We start from the raw sequence: 14,315 nt of genomic DNA, 5'->3' as shown, positions 1-14,315 counted from the left end.
GCCTGAAATTTTTTTTCAGCACTTGAACACCGCTAAATTTTAACCAGGAAAGAAATGGGATTGGTAAATTAGAAATACAGCGCTACCACTGCCATTAAAACAATGCTGATGCTTACTTTAAGCCTTTTAATGGCTTTGCTTAAATGGCCTTCTACCGTTTTTTCAGAAATGCCTAAAACCCGGGCAATTTCTTTATTTGATTTATTTTGCATACGGCTTAGTTCAAATACCGAGCGGCATTTAACGGGCAGGTAACTTACTTCTTTGGCAATAACAGTATGTAGTTCGTGTAACGATATTACCTCTTCTGTAGAATTGTCAAGGTAAGAAGCGTTGGTGTAAATATTTTCGAACACTACCGTTTTGCGGGCCTCACGGGCAAAGTAATTCAGTACCAAGTGCTTTACCGAGGTGTAGATATAGCCCTCAAAAGAAGTTTGAATGTGAAGCTTGTTGCGGCTTGCCCAAAAATTAGTCAGAAAGTCTTGTACAATTTCCTCGGCTACTTCGCGACTTTTCACGCGTTTGTAAGCATAACTGTATAGCTGTTTCCAGTAACGGTTATAAATCTCTTCAAAGGCCTGTTCGTGGTCTGCTTTTATAAGATCGAGTAGTTGTAAATCATTCAGACTATTTATATCGAGCATGGTTAGTTAATAACTTAGGTTATAAATCCTGCTGTTTAATCTCCAAAATTTGCGCGTATTGTAAAGATGCCGGAAGCGGCATACTGAATACTCATCAATATGAATGTTGATTAAACGGAACAAACAGCTTAAAGTAAATTGGTGGAACGAACCTAAAAACTTTTTAAGGATTGACTATCCTGTAGTGTCATGCCTACGGTATAACGGGCTGAAACGCACTTTAATTAATTTTGCCGTACCAGTGCGTCGAAAAGAATTTCTACCGAATGCAATGCCCTCACTCCTGCCCCGTCTTTGATCTGGTGACGGCAGCTTGTGCCTGTAGCTGCAATGATCACATTCTCGGGATTGTTCCTTACTGCCGGTAGCAACACAAGGTTGCCTATTTGCATGGAAATATTGTAATGCTCCTTTTCATAACCGAATGAACCGGCCATACCGCAGCAGCCGGAGGCAATAGTCTCGACTTTATAATTTTGCGGAAGAGAAAGGATTTGCTGCGACGCCCCCTGTGCCGACCATGCCTTTTGCTGGCAATGTGCATGCAGCTTAACCACGCGCTCTTGTGCTGTAAACTGCGATGGCAGGATGTTACCGGCCTTGACTTCGTGTGCCAGAAACTCATCGATCAGAAATGAATGAGCAGCCATGTTTTGAGCGCTGGCCACCAGCTCATCGTCAACCAAATCGGGGTATTCATCGCGGAAGGTAAGGATAGCGGAAGGCTCGATGCCTATTAAAGGTGTTTCTTTGGAAATAAGCGGACTTAACAGCCTCACATTTTGCTCTGCAATTTCTTTGGCATTGCGCAGCAAGCCTTTCGAAATATGTGCCCTTCCGCTTTGTATATGTTTGGGGATAATAACCTCGTAACCTAATCGCTCTAATAGCAAAATGGCTTTAATACCAATGGGTGTATCACTGTAATTGGTAAACTCATCACAAAACAGGTACACCTTTTTATGATTATTTGAGGGTTTAGCTGATTGCTTATGCTTCTTATACCAGCTTTGCAAGGTATCCTGATGCAGCAACGGCATAGAACGCTCTTGAGCAAAGCCTGAAAAGTTTTTAATTAATCTACTTGTTACCGCATTGGTCATAGCCCAGTTGTATAATCCTGGCGCTAACGCCCCCCACTTAGAGGCCATGGCAAAACCGGCAATTAACTTGGAACGAAATGGAACCCCGTTAGCATCCTGGTAATGCTGTAGAACCTCAGCTTTAAGCTTGGCCATGTCTACATTGGAAGGACACTCGGATTTGCAACCTTTACAGCTAATGCACAGATCCATAACCTCCTTAACTTCCTCGTGGTCAAAGCGGTTTAGTTTATCGGAGTTGATTAAAAAGGTGCGCAGCATATTGGCCCGTGCGCGTGTGGTGTCTTTTTCGTTACGAGTGGCCATATACGAGGGGCACATGGTGCCGCCCATGAGGTGGGATTTCCGGCAATCGCCCGAGCCGTTGCACTGCTCGGCATGTTGCAGCACATTTTGGTTATGATAACGAAAAACCGTTTTCAACTGCGGCACTTGTTGTCCCGGCGTATAACGCAACGAGGTGTTCATGGGTGGCGTATCTATAATTTTGCCGGGGTTAAAGATGTGCTTAGGATCCCAAACACTCTTAACTTCCTGTAGCAAACGGTAATTATGTTCACCTATCATCTGCGCTATAAATTCGCCGCGCAGGCGGCCGTCGCCATGCTCGCCGCTTAACGAGCCGTTGTACTTTTTCACCAGTGAAGCGATCTCTTGTGCTATGACCCTGAACAGGCGGTTACCCTCGGCCGTTTTTAAATTGAGAATAGGCCGCAAATGTATTTCGCCCGAACCAGCATGGGCGTAATGAACGGAATACAATCCGTGCTTCTTCAATATTTCGTTAAAATCGGCAATGTAGGCGGGCAGGTCATTTACATCTACGGCCGTGTCTTCTATTACAGCCACGGGCTTTTCATCGCCGGGCATATTACTGAGTAAGCCTAAGCCTGCTTTACGTAAAGTCCAAATGCGTTTGGTATCATTGCCAAACAATAGTGGGAAATGATAACCCAAACCTGCTGCTCGCATATCGGCTTCCACCTGTTCGGCAATAGCACGTACCTCGTCCCTGTTATCGCGGGCGTACTCCACCACCAGTATTGCGCCCGGGTCACCCTGCACAAAAAAACGGTTCTGGCTTTGTTCTATATTGTCTTTAGTGCAATCGAGTATATAATGATCTATCAGTTCGCTGGCGCTTGGTTTGTATTTGAGCGCTATTAAATTAGCCTGTAAGGCTTCCTGCACCGTATTAAAATGTACGCAAAGCAGTCCCGCCTCTTCAGGCGGCAGCGGCACTACATTAAGTTTAATTTCGGTAATAAAAGCCAGCGTACCCTCAGACCCTGCAATAAGTTTGCAAAAATTAAAATCAGGTCCCCCTACAGTAAAAGGCGCCGTATCCAGCAGCATATCAATGGCATAACCGGTATTGCGGCGCTCAATACTTTTCTTAGGAAATTCTTTACGTATCTCTACCTGGTTGTCATAGTTGCTTAGCTGCGTGCGGATGGATCTATACAACGCAGCTTCTAATGTTTCGCCGCTACACTTGGCTATAAACTCGTCAAAGTTCAGCGTGCTAAATTCCACCTCCGAACCATCACTTAATAGCGCCTTAACAGCCAGCAAATGTTCGCGGGTGCTGCGGTAAACAATAGAGTTTGACCCGCAAGAGTTATTACCCACCATACCGCCTATCATGGCCCGGTTAGCCGTAGAAGTTTCAGGGCCAAAAAACAGTCCGTAAGGTTTAAGGTACTGATTGAGTTCGTCGCGCACAACGCCGGGTTGCACACGTACCCAACTTTCGGCGGTATTGATCTCTATGATCTTGTTAAAATGCTTGGATACATCTACCACAATACCCTTACCCACTACCTGCCCGGCCAATGAGGTACCGGCCGTGCGCGGAATGAGCGAAGTGCCTTCCTTGCTGGCAAAGGCGATCAGCGCTTTAATATCCTCTACCGTTTTTGGGATAGCCACCGCCAATGGCATTTCGGCATAAGCTGATGCATCGGTGGCGTAAAGCGTGCGCATAGCCGTATCGGTAAACAAGTCGCCCTGCAAATGCACTGCTAATTGCTGTAACGCCTTTTGCATGAGGTTAGCCTTTGGTTTGTCCAGTGTAAGTACTTTCAAAAATTTTATCGGCATTGGTGGTTTCAAAGCCATCGCGGCGGTGCTTTGCTTGTATTTGGTTGGCTGGTAGGTTTGCAAACTGCGGTAAAACCAGGCGCTCGGCAAATTCTACATAGCTACCGGCAATGCTCATAGTATCGCCACCGGCAAAGGTAGCTTCCTGCATTTCGGCTACGGTGCTACTCTGAAGCAAAAGCTGATCTTGGCTGATCTTAATCTTTCCGCCTGAGGTGTTGAGCTTGATGCCTAAGCTTTCTACAAAATCGTCGAATTGTACCAGCGTGTTATAACCATCTTTGAGGGCATGTACACTAATGGTATAATGATTTAAATAATAGCGGCTGTAAATAACCCAGGCGGCATATTCGCTTTCTGCCAAAAGGGTTTCGTAATCTTTTTTAGTGGGTAGCGGCCAAAGCGCCCGATGAAAAAACTCGCCAATTTGCTGTCCATTGTTCAAGTCCAGCGCATTTACCGGGTCAGACGTAATGGCGTTGGTATATTGATGAATGATCTGCTGCGCCCCGGGTGATAACTGATCAACTACCAGTTCACTCATGAATATACGCGGATAGGCTTCCGTAGGCGGTGCATACCAGTATGCGTTGAGCTTTTTGCCTTCGAAATAGTAATAGTCGCGTTTGGTATAGCCATGATGCAGGAATATTTTTTCGAACGATTGTATACCCAAATGAGGTACACCCAGCGTACGAAAAGCAACATGATCATTCACAATTTCTTGCTGCGCCGTTACTATGCCCTGCGCTATCATGGCACCGGTTATTTTCATCACCGCCGGTACTTTTTGCTGGTAACGCTCAAAAAGCATGTTCATGAAAATATCTAAAGGCTTATGCTCACTAAAGTTCATATTCGGATGCGTTTAAATGGCTTTTCAAATATAGAGAACCTGGCGGCATGTGTACACAAAAAAAGCGGAGTTGATCTCCGCTTTTTCTACACCGTTGTTTCGTACCTCGCAATAACGGTATCAATATTTAAACCGTAACTTATACTTTCTCAGCCGCTTTCTTACCAGCTTTTCCCTTGTGTGAAGCCTTGAATGCCTCGTAGCTTTTTTGCTGGGTAGCATTTAATACCGATTTCAATTGTTGGTCGGTATTTTGTATAATGGTTTTGCGTTGTCCCTTTATCGCTTTGCGATTACCGTTGGCAGCAATTTGTTTCAGGCTATCTACCTTGTTAGCACGGGCCAGTAAAATGCCTTTTACTTTAGCAGATTGGTCTGCAGTAAGTTTCAACTGCTTTTGCAATTTCACGGTCTGGTGCGTGGCTCTTTGCTCAGGAGTCTTATGTACTTTAGTTTGGGCATTGGCAAACACAGTTACACCAAGCACCAGGGCTATCATCATGATTATACGTTTCATAAAAATTTCGTTTGTTTGCTTAGATAGACTTTACTTTCTAATTAAAGTTTAACGTGCGGTTTTAATTATACCTGCTCCAATTTGTCATATACATCTCTTTACTTTAACTTCTAAATTTTTTTATTTCTTAAAACTATAACACTGTACCCATGTTTTTAGATGAGAAATTGTCTTTAACCGGTCATCAATTACTCATCATACATCAACCTTTTACACTCATTAATTAATGTATACTTTAGGAATCAATGCCGTATTTCATGACTCGGCAGCTTGTATTATTAAAGACGGCGTACTACTGGCCGCTACTGAAGAAGAACGTTTTACTCATTTCAAACATGGCAAACGCCCGGTACCCTTCTCTACCTGGGAACTGCCTTTTCATGCCATAGACTACTGCCTGCGCATTGCCGGTATCCATATAAACGATGTAGACCATATTGCTTACTCTTTTGACCCCTACTTGTTAGTGGGTGAGCAGCACCGTGGTAAACCTACCATCGAGATTCCTTTTGAAGAAGGACCAAGTCCGTTGATGGAAGAGTACCGCGAAGTTTGGGACCCACTGTTCCTGTCATCTATTATTAACGCCCCGGGCCAACTGCGCGACGGCTACCCACACCACCTTCAAAAACGCTTTGTGGGCTGCAACATAAGCCGCGAAAAATGGCATTTTATAGAACACCACATATCGCATGCGGCCAGCGCCTTCAACTGCTCTCCGTACCAAACGGCAGCAGTAATGACAGTTGATGGCCGCGGTGAACTAGCTACCACCACCTATAACGTAGGCAGCGGACAACAACTTAACCGCATTGGCCAGGTAAATATGCCGCACTCTTTGGGCTTGTTGTACGAAGATGTAACCACACACTTAGGTTTCCTGCATTCATCTGATGAATACAAGGTAATGGCGCTGGCATCTTACGGCAAACCCGAGTTTGTGAAAGACTTTTGGGAGATAGTACAAATAGATGGCAATGGCCAGTACACCATTAACAACCAAAACTTAACCGAACGATTTGGCCCTAAACGCCTGCGCCACGAAGAGTTTACAGCACACCAGTTCAATATAGCGCACTCGTTACAATATGTGATAGAAGAAAGCATGCTGGAACTGACCGGCTGGCTGCAAAAAGAAACGAAGGAAGAAAATCTGTGTCTGGCCGGTGGTGTGGCACTAAACTGCGTGGCCAATGCCCGCTTGCGAGATAGGGGTGCTTTCAAAAACATTTGGGTACAACCGGCATCGGGCGATGATGGTACCGCTTTAGGTGCTGCCCTGTTTGTTGATGCCCAGGAACGCAAGAACAACGACCGTACCTTTGTAATGGACCACTGCTATTGGGGGCCGGAATACACTGACGAAGAGATTGAAAAATCTTTAAAACTGTGGAAGGTACCTTACCGCAAACTGGAAAACATAGCCGAAGAAACGGCCGATATACTGGCGCAAAACAAGATCATAGGCTGGTACCAGGGCCGCATGGAATTTGGTCCGCGGGCATTGGGCAGCCGTTCTATTTTGGCCTCGCCGATTAGTCCCGATATGCAGGCTCGTTTGAACGAGGTTAAGGACAGGGAAGATTTTCGCCCGGTAGCGCCGGTTGTGTTGGAAGAAGAAGCCGGCAACTGGTTTGAGGGTGCAGATTACTCCCCTTTCATGCTATTCGTTTATGATGTAAAGCCTGAAAAAGCTGACCAAATTCCTGCCGTAAGGCACACGGATGGTACCGCCCGTATACAAACTATAAATCAGCGCCAGCATAAAAATTATTACGACCTGTTAAAAGCATTTCAGCGTAAAACAGGTGTGCCGGTATTGGTAAACACATCGTTTAACACCTTGAGTAAACCAATTGTATGCACCCCTCGCGATGCCGTGGAATGTTTTTGGACATCGCCGTTTGATGCGCTGATTATTGGATCGTTTGTGATTGAAAAAGAAAAATGCTGATCACTGTAGTTGTCCCAACCTATCGTCGTCCGCAATTGCTGAACCGTTGCATCAAAGCTTTGTTGGCGCAACGGTTCGATAAAAACCAGTTTGAAATTATTGTGGTTAGCGATGGCCCCGATGCCGACACGCAAACTATGCTCAACAACTGGGCGGGCTATGACTTGCCTGTACTCAAGTTTATGCCGCTGCCTCAAAAACGAGGCCCGGCTGCCGCCCGCAACCATGGCTGGCAAAACGCCGCAGGACAAATTATAGCTTTTACGGATGACGATTGCATACCCGACAGTCACTGGCTGAGCGAGATTGCCAAGCATTGCCATACCAACGAGGATGTGGCTGTAACAGGTAAGGTCATAGTACCCATTAGCGAAGAACCAACCGATTATGAGCTAAATATATCGCATCTACAAACGGCCGATTTTATTACGGCTAATTGTGCCTGTACAAAAAGTGCGCTCATTAAAGCAGGTGGTTTCGACGAGCGTTTTAGCATGGCCTGGCGCGAGGATAGCGACCTGCACTTTAAGCTAATGAACAACGCCATACCCATCAAGAAGATAAAGACAGCCATTGTTACCCATCCGGTACGTGAGGCAGTTTGGGGCGTAAGCATTAAAGAGCAGAAAAAAACAATGTATGATGCGCTGCTCTATAAAAAGTACCCAAAACTGTACCGAAAGAAGATACAGTCGAGCCCGCCTATACTGTACTATGCCATTATATTGGTTTTTGTAATTATGTTGATCGGCTTTGTGAGTGCTAACACAGGCGTGGGTTTAGCAGGGCTAATTACCTGGCTTGCCCTTACCTTTTACTTTACGTTTAAACGCTTGCGCAATACCCGCCTCACGGCAAACCATATTGCCGAAATGATGGTTACCTCGGTAATAATTCCATTCATATCTGTTTACTGGCAGTGGTATGGCGCTGCAAAATATAAAGTCCTGTACATTTAAATGAAACTTTTACCTGCCGAAATCAAGAAGATCGTAACTTTTCGTGCCCTGCAACTGGGCGATATGCTGTGCGCTATCCCCGGCATACGGGCTTTGCGCCATGCTTACCCGGAGGCGCAGATCATGCTGATTGGCCTGCCTTGGGCAAAGTCGTTCACCGAACGTTTTAGTCACTTATTCGATGGCTTTGTCAGCTTTGCAGGCTACCCCGGCTTGCCTGAACAGCCTTTTGAGCCTGCGGCTTTCACCCAAATGCTCACCGCTATACAGGGAGAAAAATTTGACTTAGCTATACAAATGCAGGGCAATGGTTCTATTATTAACCCGATGATGGAACTGTTTGCTGCAAAGCACACGGCGGGGTATTCAATTGAAGGTCATTATGCACCCGATAACGGTCTGTTCATGCCCTACCCTGACCATGGTCATGAAATTGAGCGCCACATTGCGTTGATGGAGTTCTTGGGTATTCCATCGCAAGGTACCGATTTCGAGTTCCCCTTGTTGCCTAATGATGAAGAGAAGCTAACTTCATTGCACCTTGGTATTGAGCCTAAGAAATATGTATGCGTGCACCCCGGTTCGCGCGGAAGCTGGCGACAATGGCCGGTGGAGCATTTTGCTGCCTTAGCCGACTACTGTGCCGATCACGGCTACCAGGTGGTACTTACCGGCACCAAAGAGGAAGCTGGCATCATAAACGAAGTGATAAACCACATGTGCCATAAACCCATTAACACAGCCGGACTAACCAGCGTGGGAGCCGTAGCACTGTTGATCAAAAACTCAGCTATGCTGATCTCTAATTGCACGGGGGTGTCACACATTGCATCAGCGTTTAAGACGCCGAGCATCGTGTTAAGCATGGATGGGGAGCCTGAGCGCTGGGGGCCTCTGGATAAGCAAACGCACCGCACCATTAACTGGCTGGAAACACCTGACTTTGGACTGGTGTATGCGCAAACGGTTGACCTGCTGGCGACGATCGCTTAAGCAGGTCAATTACGGCATTAACCACATCAGCAGCTTTGGGGATGCTTGAGGGTTGGGCATACACGGTTTGGTTAACGTAGGCAATAACTTCATTCCTACTATGCATATCTACAGGTACCGGAAACTCCAATATTGTATGCGGTACTTTCCAGGGCGTATGTTGTGGGTTTGTTTGGCCGTATAGCACCACCGTTGGCGTGCCCACTGCAGCGGCAATATGAATAGTGCCTGTATTTACCGATAATAAAAGCGGCGCATATTTAACGAGGCATATAAATTCATTGAGTTTAAAAGTCCCTCCTGCCGAAAAACTACCCTCTCCTATTTGCACCTGCAACTCCTCGGTCAAATGCTTTTCTGATTCGGAACCGGTGAGCAGTATTTGCAAGCCGTATTCCCTTATCAATCTTTTAGCGGCGACTATCCAGCACTCGGCAGGGTATTCGCGTTTCGTCTCGCTTACACCGGCATGGAGAATGATCCAGGGTTTATTCGTATCTAATCCCTTATTTGATAATTGCTGCGTAATTGAAGGCCACAGATCATCATCAACCGTTAACGTTAAATTTTCGTTAGTGGTGGTTGCTCCCACCGTTGCCACTAAATCCAAGTCGCGGCGTACCTGGTGTTTGATGAACTTGTAAGGCTCCTTATCGGGCACCCAGTCGGTAATTAACTGGTACGGATTTTCGCGGCAGTAAGCCAGTATGCGGGGAATGCCTGCCAGGTAGGCCAGCATAGCCGTGGGTAAAGGATTTTGACTATAAACGGTAAATACTACGGCTGCATCAAAGTTTCGCTCTTTCAACTGAGCCACTACTTCGCTAAAAACAGTTACATCCGGCGTCTCTGCTGTCTTTACCCAAGGCAAATTAAATATGATAACCTCATCAATTTCGGGCATATGCTTAACTACACCGGCCGACATAGATGAAGTGAGTACGGTTATCTTGGCCCCAAAACTTTCTTTAAGCGCGCGTATGGCCGGACCGGTCATAATAAGGTCGCCCATGTTATCGGGACGGATGCAGAGAATATTTTTGCAGCCTTGCCAGCTCATGCCATTTGCGGGTTTAAAATATCTTTGGCCGCCTGGTTAATGCTGCTGCAAGTGTAGGTGGGCGAACGCATTGGCCCCGCTACCCATTCTGTTTCGTTACCATTATTTATGAGTACCGTTCTACAGCCCGCGCGGTTACCCGCTTCCACATCATTTAAAATATCGCCTATCATCCATGATTGTGAAAGATCAATTTCATGTTCCTGTGCAGCTTTGAGTATCATGCCGGGCTTAGGCTTTCTGCAATCGCAGTCTTGCGTATAGGCTGCAACGCTACCTTCCCGGTAATGTGGGCAATAATAAAAGCCGCTCAATTGGATACCATGAGCAGACATTAATTCAGAAAGACGTTGTTCAACCGCAGGCAAGGCATCTTCGCTAAAAATACCGCGAGCTACCCCCGCCTGGTTTGATATGATGATAAACAGAAATCCTTCATCTTTCAGCCGTTGCAAGCCTTGTATGGCATCGGCTTGCAGGGTTATCAGGTCGGGATTTACATTGTACGGTATATCCGGTATCAGCGTGCCGTCCTTGTCTAAAAAAATTGCTTTAGCCATTACGCAGCTACGCTTTTATCTATGCCCAGTAATACATTGCGTTGTTTAGCAACAGGCATCAATTTTTTATACAAATCTTCTACCTGCCCTGCTACATGTGCCCAGGTAAAGAACGTGTTTACTCTTTTAATGGCATTCCTGCTCATGCCGTATAGTATATCTTCATTATTAACCAACTGGGTTATCTTTTCGGCTAAAGCTTCTGGGTCTTCGGCAGGTACCAGTAAACCGGTTTCGCCATCGGCTACGCTGTATTTAATACCTCCCACATTAGAACCTATTACCGGTGTACCGCAGGCCATAGCCTCCAGTGGGGTTATGCCAAAGGGTTCGTACCAAGGTGTGGTAATGAAAACATCGGCGGCGTTATAGTAAAACTTCAACTGATCGCGATTTTTACGACCGGTAAAAATTACAGACGCATCAATATTATACTCACGGGCTATATTCATCAAGCGTGCATATTCGGGGCAAGTTTCCTCCACCAGTTCTTCGCATTCGCCGCCTACTACAACCAGCTTTACCGGCTTTTTGGTACCTTTTAATTTACCCAATGCCCTGATCACATTATCAACGCCTTTACGCGGAACCATGCGGCCCAATTGCAGTATAATATGTTCCTTTTGCGGTAAGCCTGCAATTTTACGGGCTACTTCTTTATCAATAGGATAAAACTCCGTTGCACTAAAACCACATGGAATGATGCTAATTTTCTCCACCGGCGCATTATAATATTGTATGAGGTCTTCTTTATCCTGCGGGCATTCGGCTATAATATGATCTGCTTCCTGCACAGCCTGTTCTTCAATGGTCAGTCTTTGTTCAGGAAACTTGTCCTTTTCGGCCTGATGAATACGACGTACGTGGCCCAGCGCATGGAAGGTTACCACGAAAGGAATATCCAGTTCTTTTTTAACCCCCATAGCCACCTGTGCCGACATAAAGAAATTGGCATGAGTAAGCGCATAATGCAGTTGTTTGTTTATGATAAAGGCAATCATATTGTCTTTAAAATCATCCATATACTGCAGTATATTTTCTTTAATAATGACCTCTGCTGGTCCGGCGGTAACATGTATTACCCTCACGCCCGGCGCCCAGTCAACCACTTCGGCTATTTCGGCACTTTCGCGGCGGGTAAATACGTCTACCAAATAGCCTTGTGCCGCCAGGTGTTTAGCCAGTTGTGCTACGTAAACATTCTGACCACCGGTGTCTACCCCGCCAAGGCTGGCCATTGGTGAGGCATGCTCGCTTATAAATGCTATTCTTTTATGTTGGTGTTTCATAGGAGGTTGTTGAAGACAAGCGGTATTATAAAGAAGCGGCTGGTAATTTTTTGGCATGTTTGGCAGTTACTTCGGCAAACAATTGTTCCCAATCGTTAGTAAAGCGCTGTATGTTGAAGCGGCCCAAAGCTACCTTGCGACCGTTCTGCCCTATTTCGCGGGCAAGTTCAGGATCACTGATGAGCAGGTTCATTTTATCAATGAGGTAATTAATATCGGTATGGATAAAGCCCGAGTAGCCATTATCAATCACGGCCGAAAGTTCGGTAGTGGCTAACCCAACTACGGGTATCCCCATCATCATGGCTTCACAAACGGCTAAGCCCAAACTGGTGTACCTTATAGGGTTAAAAAAGAAACGATAACGGCTCTGAAACTCGGGCAACTGCGGATGCAATACCTCGCCTAAGCCTAAATTGCCGGTGCCCATACCCACTAAATCGAGCGGTACATGCTGGCGTGCTTCCAAAAACACATCAAGCCCTAACAGGCGGCCACGGGCAGGCAGGTTATTAATCACCACAATGCCTTTCGGAATTTCGCCCGTGTAGTCAACCGGTGCTGTTGTTACACCGTGTTCAATAACTCGGGTTGGCGTGTTATTGCTATCCCACATTAAGCGGTTAAAGTGCGTTACATGTACTAAAGTAACATCGGGCGTATCTAAAATATGTTTGGTATCGGTTGGATGCTGACGCGGTGGATCGTGCTCTATATAAACCTTGGGCAACTCGCGTTGCTCGGCAGAAAGAATCTCGTATTGGTCTTTAAGGTAGTTTTGATTTGTTTGATAAAGAATGCAATCAAACTCATGGTTTTTCACCTCGTCAGCAGGTATTTCTACTACATTGTTACCAAACGGAAATGTTTCGCCCCGACCGTAGTAGCCTTCTGTTTTCTCAGGTTTGGTTGGTATATAAATGGTATAGTTTCCCTGCGATAAATAGAAGAGGTAACTGCCGTGTATATGCCAGGTAAAGATTTTCATGTAAGTTAAATAATAATTGAAAGTGTTGCATTTTCAACCAACAATAATGGCACCACTTCTATATTATTAATAACAAATAGTTACTTATAAGTAATTAAATAAACTTTAAACACAGATAGTCGCAAACACGTACATGAGAAACAAGCGGTTATTCAACTGATTAACAGTAGCTAATCAATTATATTTCATCTATTTTAGATGTTTAAACGCAGATTTCAGGCCTTGTTTAGGAATTGTATATTGTAGTAGACTATCACTGTTCAGTAAACGTTTCATATTACAAAAATGCCTTTCGTACTAATTAACGAAAGGCATATTTAATGTTAAATTTAAGTTACTTGTCCGAAGGCTTTTGCTGCTCGTTCATTAGGTGAGCAACGGTGCTGTCGGGCGTTAGGTTGGTCATTGCAATTTGCACCTTATTTTTCAGGCCCGATATTACTTTGTCCTTACCATCCTGCAAAGCTTCGTAACCATCTTTAGCTACATCGGCCGGATTGCTCAACGAGCTTTTATCTTCCAGAATCTTGCTGTTTTGCATACCTGCTTTATCAAAAAAGCCGGTATCTGTTGCACCCGGCATCAGGGCAGTAATAGTGATGTTGGTGTCTTTCAGCTCTTCGCGTATAGCTTCGGTAAATGAGAGTACAAAGGCTTTGGTACCATGATAAACCGACTGCCATGGACCTGGAAGCTTGCTGGCAACAGAGGCAAGTTGCAAAATCTTACCTTCGTTGCGGGCTACCATATCTTGCAGAAACTGTTTGGTCAATATCACGAGCGATGCAATGTTCAGGTCGATGATGCTTAGCTCGCGGTTAATATCGGTGTCTTTAAACTCACCATACAAGCCCTGCCCGGCATCGTTCACCAGCACATCTATGTGCAGGCCGCGGCGTTTCACTTCATCATAAAGGTCAAAAGCCTCCTGGCGGTTAAAAAGGTCTTTAGCAATGGTAATTACCTCAACTCCATGTTGCCTCAATTCGGCCGCACGGTTATCCAGTTCCTGCTGGTTACGCGACACCAGCACCAAATTGTACTTATCGGCCGCAAATAGTTTGGCCAGTTCATAGCCAATACCACTTGAGGCACCGGTTATTAACGCATACTTGTTGTTTTCCATGGTTTGATAATTAAGAAGCCCCTCCCAAACCCTCCCCCGGGAGGGAGGGCTTTAAAAGCCTTATTTTCATAAGCTATAATATAATTCATGTCATTGCGAGTGTAGTGTGGCAATCGCACGCGTTTATATTGCATCCTTGCGGTTGTCACGTCGCTATCGC

The 14,315-nt window shown here is 45.5% G+C and carries 12 protein-coding genes; 3 read left to right on the top strand and 9 right to left on the bottom strand.

Annotation, left to right across the window (positions count from 1 at the left end; translation table 11 throughout):
- Positions 1 to 68: 68 nt before the first annotated feature.
- From IEV61_RS19480 to IEV61_RS19465, 4 genes are all read right to left on the bottom strand, one after another.
- The gene (locus IEV61_RS19480; protein WP_188418740.1) at positions 69 to 647 is read right to left on the bottom strand and encodes an RNA polymerase sigma-70 factor; all 579 of its coding nucleotides are present in this window, start codon (positions 645 to 647) and stop codon (positions 69 to 71) included.
- A gap of 224 nt (positions 648 to 871) precedes the next feature.
- Positions 872 to 3,799, bottom strand: a complete 2,928-nt coding sequence (locus IEV61_RS19475; RefSeq protein WP_188418791.1) for an FAD-binding and (Fe-S)-binding domain-containing protein — start codon at positions 3,797 to 3,799, stop codon at positions 872 to 874.
- Positions 3,800 to 3,803: 4 nt separating this feature from the next.
- Positions 3,804 to 4,709: a DUF1338 domain-containing protein gene (locus tag IEV61_RS19470; protein ID WP_188418739.1), complete on the bottom strand. Its 906-nt coding sequence runs from the start codon at positions 4,707 to 4,709 to the stop codon at positions 3,804 to 3,806.
- A 139-nt stretch (positions 4,710 to 4,848) separates the two neighbouring features.
- The gene (locus IEV61_RS19465) at positions 4,849 to 5,226 is read right to left on the bottom strand and encodes a DUF4890 domain-containing protein (RefSeq protein WP_188418738.1); all 378 of its coding nucleotides are present in this window, start codon (positions 5,224 to 5,226) and stop codon (positions 4,849 to 4,851) included.
- Between the two features lie 226 nt (positions 5,227 to 5,452).
- Here IEV61_RS19465 and IEV61_RS19460 point away from each other — a divergent pair, with 226 nt between their 5' ends.
- The 3 genes from IEV61_RS19460 to IEV61_RS19450 are packed head-to-tail and all read left to right on the top strand — an operon-like array spanning position 5,453 to position 9,132.
- Positions 5,453 to 7,180: a carbamoyltransferase family protein gene (locus IEV61_RS19460; RefSeq protein WP_188418737.1), complete on the top strand. Its 1,728-nt coding sequence runs from the start codon at positions 5,453 to 5,455 to the stop codon at positions 7,178 to 7,180.
- Positions 7,174 to 8,139, top strand: a complete 966-nt coding sequence (locus tag IEV61_RS19455) for a glycosyltransferase family 2 protein (protein WP_188418736.1) — start codon at positions 7,174 to 7,176, stop codon at positions 8,137 to 8,139. Before IEV61_RS19460 ends, IEV61_RS19455 begins: the two co-directional genes overlap by 7 nt.
- Positions 8,140 to 9,132 carry a glycosyltransferase family 9 protein gene (locus tag IEV61_RS19450; protein ID WP_188418735.1) on the top strand — a complete coding sequence of 331 codons (993 nt, stop codon included), beginning with the start codon at positions 8,140 to 8,142 and terminating at the stop codon, positions 9,130 to 9,132.
- Here the strand turns inward: IEV61_RS19450 and IEV61_RS19445 are convergent.
- From IEV61_RS19445 to IEV61_RS19425, 5 genes are all read right to left on the bottom strand, one after another.
- Positions 9,059 to 10,192 (bottom strand): glycosyltransferase family 9 protein, encoded by a 1,134-nt coding sequence (locus IEV61_RS19445; RefSeq protein ID WP_188418734.1) that lies wholly within the window; start codon positions 10,190 to 10,192, stop codon positions 9,059 to 9,061. The two genes, IEV61_RS19450 and IEV61_RS19445, sit on opposite strands and share 74 nt — an antisense overlap.
- Positions 10,189 to 10,752 (bottom strand): D-glycero-alpha-D-manno-heptose-1,7-bisphosphate 7-phosphatase, encoded by a 564-nt coding sequence (locus IEV61_RS19440; protein WP_188418733.1) that lies wholly within the window; start codon positions 10,750 to 10,752, stop codon positions 10,189 to 10,191. Before IEV61_RS19440 ends, IEV61_RS19445 begins: the two co-directional genes overlap by 4 nt.
- Positions 10,752 to 12,041 (bottom strand): glycosyltransferase, encoded by a 1,290-nt coding sequence (locus IEV61_RS19435; protein WP_188418732.1) that lies wholly within the window; start codon positions 12,039 to 12,041, stop codon positions 10,752 to 10,754. The genes IEV61_RS19440 and IEV61_RS19435 overlap by 1 nt, the downstream gene beginning before the upstream one ends.
- Positions 12,042 to 12,066: 25 nt before the next feature.
- A complete protein-coding gene (locus tag IEV61_RS19430; RefSeq protein ID WP_188418731.1) occupies positions 12,067 to 13,029 on the bottom strand; it encodes a glycosyltransferase family 4 protein in 963 nt (320 codons plus the stop codon).
- A gap of 334 nt (positions 13,030 to 13,363) precedes the next feature.
- The gene (locus IEV61_RS19425) at positions 13,364 to 14,155 is read right to left on the bottom strand and encodes an SDR family NAD(P)-dependent oxidoreductase (RefSeq protein WP_188418730.1); all 792 of its coding nucleotides are present in this window, start codon (positions 14,153 to 14,155) and stop codon (positions 13,364 to 13,366) included.
- Positions 14,156 to 14,315 lie beyond the last annotated feature (160 nt).

The organism is Mucilaginibacter galii (genome assembly GCF_014635825.1).
Lineage (GTDB): Bacteria > Bacteroidota > Bacteroidia > Sphingobacteriales > Sphingobacteriaceae > Mucilaginibacter > Mucilaginibacter galii.
Note: the sequence above shows the minus strand (reverse complement) of the source record. Positions and strands in the feature narration are given on the sequence as shown.